This window comes from Syntrophorhabdaceae bacterium (genome assembly GCA_028713955.1).
Taxonomy (GTDB): domain Bacteria; phylum Desulfobacterota; class Syntrophorhabdia; order Syntrophorhabdales; family Syntrophorhabdaceae; genus UBA5609.
The window spans coordinates 4,102-14,263 of record JAQTNJ010000063.1; the positions used below are offsets into that span (position 1 = coordinate 4,102).

Sequence of the window (10,162 nt, forward strand, 5' to 3'; positions counted from 1 at the left end):
GAATCGAGCCCAAGGATCCTCAGGTACCTTGAAAGCCTCCCGAGCATTACATCGCATATGAATGTCATCGTGTAACGAGGGCCTTTGCGATCTTTTTGGCGTGCTGCATGATCGCATCTTCTCCCTGTACGTATCTATTTTCCATGAGGACCTTGCCCATACAGATTACCGTATCAACGGCATAACCATTCGATGCGTAGACGATATCAGAATAGATGTCAAAGTTAGGGATAAATTCCGGTCTGTTCAAATCGATGAGGATGATATCGGGACTGTTCCCCACCTCAATCTCCCAGTTGCCGAGATTGAATATACGGGCGGCAACCTTCGTGGCGATATCGAAGGTCTCCTGCGCGGGGAGTACCGTGGGATCGTGATTGGCAAATTTTGCAATGAGCGAGGCGAACTTCATGGTCTCGATCATGTCGAGGTGGTTGTTGGACGCGCAGCCGTCAGTGCCGAAACAATAAGGTATCCCTTCGTTTTTCATGAGGAAATGGGGAAAGATCTTGCCGACGGCGAGTTTGAGATTCGAGACAGGGATGTGCACAAGCTTTGCCTGTCTCGCTCGCAGTGTCCGGCAGTCATCATCATTGAGGACACAGCCGTGGCAACCGATAAACCGCTCTGAAAGGATACCGATACGATCGAGAAATTCAACAGGAGCCTGGCCGTATCTTTCCCTGGCAAAATGGTTCTCATCCTGTGTTTCTGAAAGGTGCATATGGATGAGGATGTTGTGTTTTTCAGAAAAATCCCGCATCCACCGGAGACTCTCTTCTGAAACTGTATAGATCGCGTGGGGGCCAAAGGTGAAGATTACGTGAGGTTTGTACCTTTCGGAGAGCTCAAACAGCCTGATATTGAGGTCTATCTGTTCCTGACCTTTTTTTGAATCGAACATGTCGATGAAGACGGCGCTGATGAGGCCCCGTGTACCCATCTCCACGACGGCCTTTGCGGTTGCCTCCCAGTGCCAGTACATATCGTTGAAGACAGTGACGCCGTTCTTGATCATCTCGAGGCAGGCGAGCTTCGCCCCCCAGTAAACGTCCTCTTCCGTCAGTTTTGATTCAAGGACCCAGATCTTTTCTTCAAGCCAGTTTTTGAGCGGCATATCATCGGCAAAACCCCGGAAAAGCGTCATGGCCGCGTGGGTATGCCCGTTAATGAGTGAGGGCAGGGCGGCCTTGTCGCTCCCGTTTATGATCTTATCGGCCTCACGACCGCACTTTTCGGAAATCTCTTCAATGGTGCCGTTGTTGATAAAGATATCCTTTGTTGTACCTTTCAGCAGCACCCCTTTAATAAGTATCTTCATGTAAAATCCTTTTGAATAAGTGTTTTGATAATAAGTTCAATGTTGTCCAGGTTTTCCCTGACGTTGTCTCTGATCTTTTCCAGCGTGAGCGGTATTTTTATGATCCCGTTGCAGTAGTTGTCAATGGAGCAGATGCTTGCGTACGGTATACCATATTCCATTGCGAGTGTTGCCTCAGATGCCATGGTCATCCCGACAATGTCCCCAAACCTCTTTAACATATTGATCTCTGCCCTTGTCTCAAACCTGGGGCCGATAGTCTGGATATAGATGCCGCCGCTTTTGACCCTGATGCTTAGTCCTTTACACAGGTTGTAGAGAAGCCTGGCTATTGTTTTATCCATCTCCGGGATGAAAAATCCCATCTCTTTATCGAAAAAGGTTGGTATATTCCAGACAGACATGAAGTCGTCAGGTATCACGAAGATACCCGGTTTGATCGATGTTTTCAGACTTCCAACGGAGTTGATGGAGATGATTTTTTGAACGCCAAGTTTTTTTAAAGCCCATATGTTGCCGCGGTGATTGATTGTGTGAGGCGGAACAGGAGGGCTGCCATGGCGCTGGAGAAATATTGTATTGTTGCTGGCTTTAACCTGGATATTCCCGTAGGGAGTTTTGATATTCCTGTTCTTCCACGAACGGAATATGGATGAACTCAGGAGTGAGGTGCCACCGATGACAGCATTCATTTGTTTAATACTTAATACGGGGAAATTGCGTCATGAGTCAACAAAATAATGAACCAAATAAAAACCGGTGAAAGGTGAAAGGCCCTCGTAATTCGTGAATCGTAATTCGTGAATGGGTGAACCCAGTGAAAGGTAAATGAGTCATTGCGAGCGGAGCGCGGCAATCTCATTAATAATTCATACCCTATGAGGTCGCTACGTCGCTTCGCTCCTCGCACCTTGTGCTTTTCCACTTACGTCTCACGAATTACAATTGTTCTCGCCTTACGCCTACGGGTTTAAGGTGTTACTGTGACAGTGACGTGATCACTGTAGGAACCTACGGATACATTCTGTCCTGCGGGGATCCTTCCATACATGGTGAGGGCTGTAGCCCATGGCTGTGGTTTTCCGGAAGGCCGGTTTGCCCGGACCGTGTTTGTTCCGCCTGTACCGTCACCCCAAATGGCTGCGCGAGCGGATGTAGTATAGATGTTGTAGCTCAGCACATCCGTGCCGGTTGTGAGCTTCATCTGCCGTGGATTGAAACTGTTCGACGTCGTGCTTTTGCCGATAGTGACCGTGGCCCTGTTCACATCTGAGGTGCAGCTTACGTTCACCCTGCCTGAATCACTATCGACGGGCGCTGTCCCGAACACGTCATAGGTGCTGAAAGAAACATTTGTCACTGACATGGTACAGACAGCGCGGGCAATCCCTGTAATCAGGAAAAGAATACATAGAATAACTATCAAGCTCAGCAGTTTCATGTATCTCTCATTATATCAGATATGGGCGATTCATGCTTCATAATTTTATTGCAGACAGCTTTCTGCATACAGCTTAGTCTGTTTCGTCTTGTTCGTCTTAACGTTGAACAGATTTTTTCCTCCCCTTACGCCTTCCGCCTTACGGTTGTCTCGCCGAACGCCCAACGCCGAACGTTCTTTTTAGAATCTCGATATACGATATACGAACTACGATATACGGGTTGTCAGTTATGGGCTGCCTTTCGCCTCGCATGTCACCACCCCGAGATCAACGATCACATCATCGCTCCTGGGTATCACAAGGTCGAAAGAGCATTTTTTATCCTTGTGGTCGAACGAGGCCCTGTATTCCCCCGGTTTTATATTCTCGAGGTAGAACTCCCCGCCCTTGCCTGTAGGGAATATGACTTCTTTTCCATCTACATTTGCGGTCACTTCGAAAAATTCCGCGGGCCTGGCTATACCGTTCTCCTTTATATGCAGCATACCCGTAATGGCGTAAAATTTTGCAATATCGAACCTGATATAGGAGCCGCTCCGCAGAGGAGGTGAGACATACTTCATCACCTCTCCGATCGTGTAATCCATGGGTATATCCTTCTCGTTGATCGATACCTGGTTATCCAGATAAGAATTGAGGCTCGGCACGAAGACCTTTCCTGATGCATCTGTTTTTCCTACCTGTTCGTTATTTACATAAACGCCTACTCCCTTCAGGCCACCGGTCTGTACCACCCCAAAGCTATCGTTTATAGGCCTGCTCAGCCCCAGGGTATTGCCGGCATATGCGATGGACCCTGCAGCGGTAAATCGATATGTCTCTGCCTGTGTCCCGCCCGTATAGATCCCCCTGTATTCTCCCGTGTATATTCCGTATTTCCCGTTGTATTGAAAATAGGGATTGACCGTATTGGAAACAGTCCCATCGGATTCCGTTCTGTCGCTATACAACCTGTACCCGTAGCCTTCGCCGACGGGGACATTTTTTGCAAGCTGTACTATCTGCATATTCTTCTCTCTGTCCTGCATGTGACTGGTCGACAGGGTCATATCGCCTCCAAAATAGTATGTAAGACCGATAAAGAATTCGTCTGAATTGTTCTGCTCTCGCACATGCTTATATGACGAAAGGATTGTTGAGTTTCTCGTGAGATTTCTCGAATACGTTACCGCGTATGTCTTTGTGCTTTGTGCCTCATACTTCTTTATCTCAGTAAAATCCAGGGAAAGGGAGCCAAACTCTTTTGTTCCAAAACCTATACCTGCACCTATTTCATTTTTGGTCTCTGCAGTTGAGGTATTGGTCGCAACGGTCGTATAAGACCTCGAGTATTGTTTGAAAAGCAGTCTCCAGTTAAAAAGCTTACCCTGGTACCCATAGTTCAATAACCCCGCATTCCCTCCCCCCATATCCTCATCATGACTTCCAGAGAATGTAAGGACCAGTGTCCCCAATCGCCCAAGAAGCAATGTAACCTGGGGACCTATAACATATGTCCTTCTTGTTGCTTCAGCACTGAATCCAATGTTAAAGGTGTTGCTCACGCCGTACTTATGGAATGCTGAAAATGCGAGGTTGCTGTAATCATCACTTTTTACCCCGAATTGCTCTCTCATAAAACCAAGATTATAGCTGTACTCATGGAGACCCTTGCTCAATAGAATATCGGTAAAATAAAAGGGTAATCGGTATCGGGTCTCTTTCCCGAAGGCATCTTTTACCACCACTTCAAGAAACCGTGCACCACCATAGTAGTTGATATTTTTCAGCGAGAACTGTCCCGGCGAGAATTTCTCTGTCAGGATTTTTGTCCCGTCAAGATAGACCTCAACTTCAGAGGGGAGTGTTGCCAGGCCTGTAAAATTGAATAGAGGGCGGTTTACAAAATATGGGTCAATATTGTAGACCTTTGAAAAGCTTAAACCACCGAGATTAAGGCTGCTTCCGAGATCACCGGACAGTGCATAAAAATCCCCTGCCACAAAACGCTGCAGCTCATTCCTCCTGTCGTAGGTGATGTTACTCATTAGTCTCACAAAATTTTCCTGCTCTTTGCTGTCCTGGTAAGAAAAATTGGAAAGCAAGAGGTAATCCCTCAACCGTATGCCAAGCTCGTTGGTTACATTGAAGCTCTGAAATTCGAATGAATTGCTCGAATTGTGGTCAACACTGTAATTCAAAAACACCCCGGAGTCCCTCGGATAGTATACTTTCTGCTGCTTTTTTGGCATCAGGTCAACTGATTTCAAGGAAAGCAGATTCGGCTTCGCCATAATCTCAAGCGCTAATCTCTTTTCATCAAAACGAAACTCAACCCCCTCTATAGACCTTAATGACAAGAACGACTCACCGGCAATCTGCGTAATCTTCCCTTTTGGTTCACTGAAACCCATGGATTTAAGATCGTTTATCCTGACGAGAAAATCTCCATCGTCGGTCATGTTAACAAAAAACTCACCCTTTGTCTCCTGATTGAGGATAATATTCACTATGACTGTTTCTGTAGCTTCGGTAAGGAAGGGAAAGAAAAAGATGAGACAGAGATAGAGGAAGCTTACTGCGTATCCAAGGTTTCTGATCTTATTATTTGCACATTGATGTATTGACATTCAATTTGCTGTTCAAATTGAGTTTATCTGTCTTGACCTCGATATCCAGGGTCACGATTTTTGTGCAGGCGTCAGGCGGAAGAGGTGTTGAATAAATCCTTGATGCACCATTTAAGAGATACCAGCCGCTCAATTCTCTGGAAAAGGTTTGCTCGCCCTTTTGATCTTTACCAAGTAGGTTTACTGAATTTATGATCAGGTGGACATTTCCTGTATTCCTGACCGCGATGGTGACAGTGCCCTTTGAGAGGTCAACCCTCTCAAAGACCCCCTTTGCCTCTTCCTTCACAGGCTTGACAAAGATTGGCACACCGAACCGGATGGTCACAGCTACGGTAGTGCCCGCTGCCTTTTTTGGCTCCGGTATCTCTTCGATAAATAACCGGTACGTCTTTTCCTTTGCTGCAGCAGGTATCCTGATACCAGCCCTTATAATGCGTTCAGACTTTGGATCAATGGTCATGAGCCTCGGGAAGAAAATGATATCCCGTGTTTCTGCATAGACATCTTTACCCTCTCCATCCTGCGTCCATTCGAAAGCCCTCATCTGGCACTGCAGTTTTTCTTCCGCTTCATTGATGACCGTTATAACACCGCTTTTTGCCTTTGCATCAAGGTCCAAGCGTATGGGGCTGACCCTGAACTCGCCTCCGTAAGAGATATTGGGTAAAAGAAGGAAGATACACGTGTATGCCCATAATAGGGCATGCACGAAGAAAGATGTCACCCGACGGGTCATTACGGACTATATAACACAAATATTACGGATATTACAACGACGATTTGAGAAAGACCGCATTATCGTTATACAGGTCTTGCTGAAATGGTCAGCGGCCAGACATAGGTACCGGGTAGGGCATCTTTCGAGAGGACAAACCGGTAACTCAATTCCATGCTGACAGGTGTCCGCGTGAAAGGCTGTGTCATCCAGCCGGCTGATTCTACATAGACCTCCCGTCCACCACCCTGTATATATACGCCTTTGATAAAATTCATGGGACCCCCAAGCCCTTCAAAGACAAGCAGGCATCCGGCCGGGTTATTGTTCTTGACTTCGATCCGCGAAGCAACAGGGATATCCACATAGCCGTGGGCAATATCAGCATTCGTTATGATCAATTCAGACAATTGTTTGAGGACTTTCAGCTTCACGTGGGGCATGACATGGGCGGTAACGATCAACTTTGCCGACCCCGTCCCCGCTGGACTCGCGGAATACGCCTTCCTGGGAATCATTGTACCTGCAAGGAAAAGCGCTGCGATCAGCGCTGCGGTGACAAGCTTCTGCTGAAGTTTGAGAGCACGGTCAACCTGCTGAGGTTTTACATGTCCTTCTTCTACAAGGATCTCGCCGATCTTTTTCTTTGAGTATTTTTGTTTTCGCAGGGCATCGTCAAGCTGTGTGCGGGTAATATCATGTGTGGCAACGAGGAGTTCACCGAGCCGCAGCTTTCCTTCAGCGGGTTTCTGTATACCTTGATGCTTTTGAAATTGTAGAACTGTTTTCAGTTCCTCTTCAGTTAGTAAACTCCAACGCTTGAGTACCTCTCCGAGCCTTTCGCCGGTTCTTTCCTGTTCTTGTAGAGCATTTTCAAGGTCCTTCCTTGAGATATGTCTTGCCTGGAGAAGGAGCTCGCCGAGCAGTCTTTTTGTTCCTGCGGCAAGTTTTATCGCATCTTCGGGGGAAGCAAGCTCTTTCTGGATAGAAAGGGTAGCATCGAGGTCACATGAATCGAGAATGCCCATACGCACAAGAATGGAACCCAGTTGTTCATTCGTTTTCTTTTGTAATTCCAGTGATTGGTCAAGATCTTTTTTTGAAACAAACCTTCCATCTACCAGTATCCTTCCCAGAAGACGCTTGACGAGGAGAGAACCTAATTTACTTTTGAACCTCTTTGGCTGGGGCGTTATCATTTATCCCTTTACGGGGTTATGTTCAGCGTCACTGTGTCAGAATAGGAACCTGCACTCTTGCTTACGTAATCAGCATTTAATATTGTTCCGCCTATAGTCACCGTCCTGGGTGATCCCGGTCCTGCGTTCGTACCTCCATCCGGGGTGAGGGTGAGCGTGTAGGGAATCTTATCAGAGCTTACAGCATCCAGTATATTTCTTTTGGTGCCATCCCAGTTTGCGCCGTTACCTGCTGCAAGCGTCTGAGTCGTACCTTTTGTACACCAAAAAGTAGTTGAGCCGGAGCCGGTGGCATCTGAAGACGATGATGGGTCAAGGGCGCCGAAGTTCAGCGTGGATGTCCCTGATACGAACTTACAGGTCCCTGTAACGCTTGCCGACACGGTCAACGTGTTGGTGCCGGATGCCAGTGCACTGCCTGCCATTGCCACCATAAACATTACCATCAACACACTTAATAGCTTTTTCATTTTTTCCTCCTATCTAATATTATCTATCAACAATGTAGTTGTTGTTAGAAAAAGTCGCAAGATGTAAAATAAATATACGGGTAAAACGATTACACAGAGACGGTCAAAATCTTTTTTATTTGCTTGTGCCCCAGTTATGTAATTCTTGGTATTACAATAACCGCTTTCCACAATAAAGTCAAGCGTTATGCGTCTCATCCCTCCTTCCAGACAGGCATGTCTGCAATCGTACACGGCTATTATATGCCATATTAATAATACATTTGTCAAGTAAATTAATGAGTTTCAATGATAGTATGAGATTATTCTTTAATGATAGTTTGTAGTAATTCTTCTTCACTGAGGATTTGTATTCCCAGCTTCTTCGCCTTCTCCAGCTTCGAGCCCGCCTCTTCCCCTGCGACGAGATGGGTGACCTTCTGGCTGATCGATGTAGCTGTTTTTCCTCCCAGTTCCTCTACCTTTTGTCTTGCCTCGTCCCTCGACATACTCTTAAGTGTGCCGGTAAAGAGAAACAGGAGCCCGTCAAGTTTTCCCTTGTCCGTTTTCCCGTATTCTATCGTGACACCGCCCGTCAGTATCCTCTCAATGGTCTCCCGGTTCTTTGTGTCGTCAAAGAATGAAGTGATGCTGTTTGCAACCTCAGGACCTATCTCGGGGATCCTGAGGAGCGCCTCCGTGTCTGCCTTCGTCAATTCGTGAATATCTCCAAAACGCTCGGCGAGGAGCCCCGCGATATGTTCACCCACGTGCCGTATGCCGAGCCCGTAGATGAACCGTCCAAAGGGCCGTCGCCGTGAGACGTTGATCGCGTCGATGATATTTTGGGCGGATTTTTCAGCCATCCTTTCAAGGCTGATGAGGTCCTCCGTTTTCAGATAGTAGAGGTCCGAAACGTCCCTGATGATCTTTTTATCGACCAGTTGCTCGACGAGCTTTGTGCCCAGACCGTCGATATCCATCGCCCTTTTCGACGCGAAATGTTCTATGCTGCCCTTGATCTGTGCCGGGCAGTTGATATTGATGCATCGCCTGATCGCCTCACCCGGCGGCCTTACGACAGGCTCATTGCAGACCGGACACGTTCCGGGCATGGAGAAGGGTTTTACATCGCGGTGTCTTTCTTCCTTTATCACCCTTATGACCTCGGGGATCACATCACCTGCCCGTGAGACCATGACCGTGTCGCCTATCATGATGTCTTTCCGTTTGATCTCGTCTTCATTATGGAGTGTCGCCCGTGAGACCTCAACCCCCCCGATCATCACAGGTCTCAGGATTGCCACGGGGGTCAGGGCGCCGGTCCTCCCGACACTGACCTCGATGTCTTCGACGACGGTGCGTTCCTCATGGGCCTCGAACTTGAAGGCTACTGCCCAGCGGGGCGATCTCGATACGGTCCCAAGCTGTTCCTGGTAATCCAGCCTGTTCACCTTTATGACGGTGCCGTCGATCTCATAGGGGATCTGGTCCCTGATATCCCTGATATACTGGTAATGGGCAAGGATATCGTCGATATTCCTGCATAGTTTCACATAGGGATTTACGCGGAATCCCCATCGCTTGAGGCAATCAAGAAATTCCATATGTGTCTGAAACCGGATACCTGAGATCCGGCCCGGTGCGTAGCAGAATATGCTCAGTTTCCTTCCTGCCGTTATCCTCGGGTCGAGCTGCCTCATGGAACCGCTTGCGGCATTCCTCGGGTTTGCAAAGAGAGGTTCCCCGGTAAGTTCCTTCTGTTGATTCAGCGCCTCAAACTCCTTCCTGCCCATGTAGACCTCGCCCCTTACCTCGAGATGTTCCGGCACCGGAATGCCGGGTGACTGAATGAGTCGCATGGGGATGGCATTGATAGTGCGGAGGTTTTGCGTGATATTCTCACCAACGAACCCGTTACCGCGTGTTGACCCTTGCAAAAACTCCCCATTTACATAGATAAGCTCTACGGCCAATCCGTCGATCTTTACTTCCATCACGTAGTCCACATCCCCGGCATTGAGGATCTTTTTGACGCGTTTGTCAAAATCAGCTACCTCTTCAACGGTCATGGCGTTTGCGAGGCTCAGCATTGGTATGGCATGGGGGACTGCGGTGAATCCCTCCAGGGGTTGAGCCCCCACCCGCTGTGTGGGGGAATAGGGAGAGATGAATTCGGGATATTTACTTTCGAGTTCTTGAAGTTCCCTCATGAGGGCATCATATTCGGCGTCAGAGATGACGGGATCATCGAGGACATAATAGCGGTGGTTGTGGTATTCGATCGCTTCCCTGAGTTCTTCTATCCTTTTTTGCGCCTTGTCCTTAGTCATCGTTCCCTTAATATTCACCTTGACCTTGATTATACTCAGTATCGCATAAACAGGGAAATAATTGTAGCGAAAAGAACGATCTCCATAGCGC

8 protein-coding genes are annotated in these 10,162 nt (G+C 47.7%); all 8 read right to left on the reverse strand.

Annotation, left to right across the window (positions count from 1 at the left end; all coding sequences use genetic code 11):
• Window positions 1-64: 64 nt before the first annotated feature.
• Complete coding sequence (locus tag PHU49_07285) at window positions 65-1,321, reverse strand: amidohydrolase (protein ID MDD5243806.1); 1,257 nt, start codon at window positions 1,319-1,321, stop codon at window positions 65-67.
• The gene (locus PHU49_07290) at window positions 1,318-2,013 is read right to left on the reverse strand and encodes an MTAP family purine nucleoside phosphorylase (protein MDD5243807.1); all 696 of its coding nucleotides are present in this window, start codon (window positions 2,011-2,013) and stop codon (window positions 1,318-1,320) included. Before PHU49_07290 ends, PHU49_07285 begins: the two co-directional genes overlap by 4 nt.
• Window positions 2,014-2,291: 278 nt before the next feature.
• Window positions 2,292-2,762 carry a spore coat U domain-containing protein gene (locus PHU49_07295; GenBank protein ID MDD5243808.1) on the reverse strand — a complete coding sequence of 157 codons (471 nt, stop codon included), beginning with the start codon at window positions 2,760-2,762 and terminating at the stop codon, window positions 2,292-2,294.
• Window positions 2,763-2,990: 228 nt separating this feature from the next.
• Window positions 2,991-5,372 (reverse strand): fimbria/pilus outer membrane usher protein, encoded by a 2,382-nt coding sequence (locus PHU49_07300; GenBank protein MDD5243809.1) that lies wholly within the window; start codon window positions 5,370-5,372, stop codon window positions 2,991-2,993.
• Window positions 5,347-6,099, reverse strand: coding sequence for a fimbria/pilus periplasmic chaperone (locus tag PHU49_07305; GenBank protein MDD5243810.1), 753 nt, complete (start codon window positions 6,097-6,099; stop codon window positions 5,347-5,349). Before PHU49_07305 ends, PHU49_07300 begins: the two co-directional genes overlap by 26 nt.
• Before the next feature lie 77 nt (window positions 6,100-6,176).
• Window positions 6,177-7,289: a hypothetical protein gene (locus PHU49_07310; protein ID MDD5243811.1), complete on the reverse strand. Its 1,113-nt coding sequence runs from the start codon at window positions 7,287-7,289 to the stop codon at window positions 6,177-6,179.
• A gap of 8 nt (window positions 7,290-7,297) precedes the next feature.
• Window positions 7,298-7,759 carry a spore coat protein U domain-containing protein gene (locus tag PHU49_07315; GenBank protein ID MDD5243812.1) on the reverse strand — a complete coding sequence of 154 codons (462 nt, stop codon included), beginning with the start codon at window positions 7,757-7,759 and terminating at the stop codon, window positions 7,298-7,300.
• 302 nt (window positions 7,760-8,061) lie between these two features.
• On the reverse strand, window positions 8,062-10,162 hold a 2,101-nt coding region (gene ligA, locus PHU49_07320), incomplete at its 5' end, for an NAD-dependent DNA ligase LigA (GenBank protein MDD5243813.1).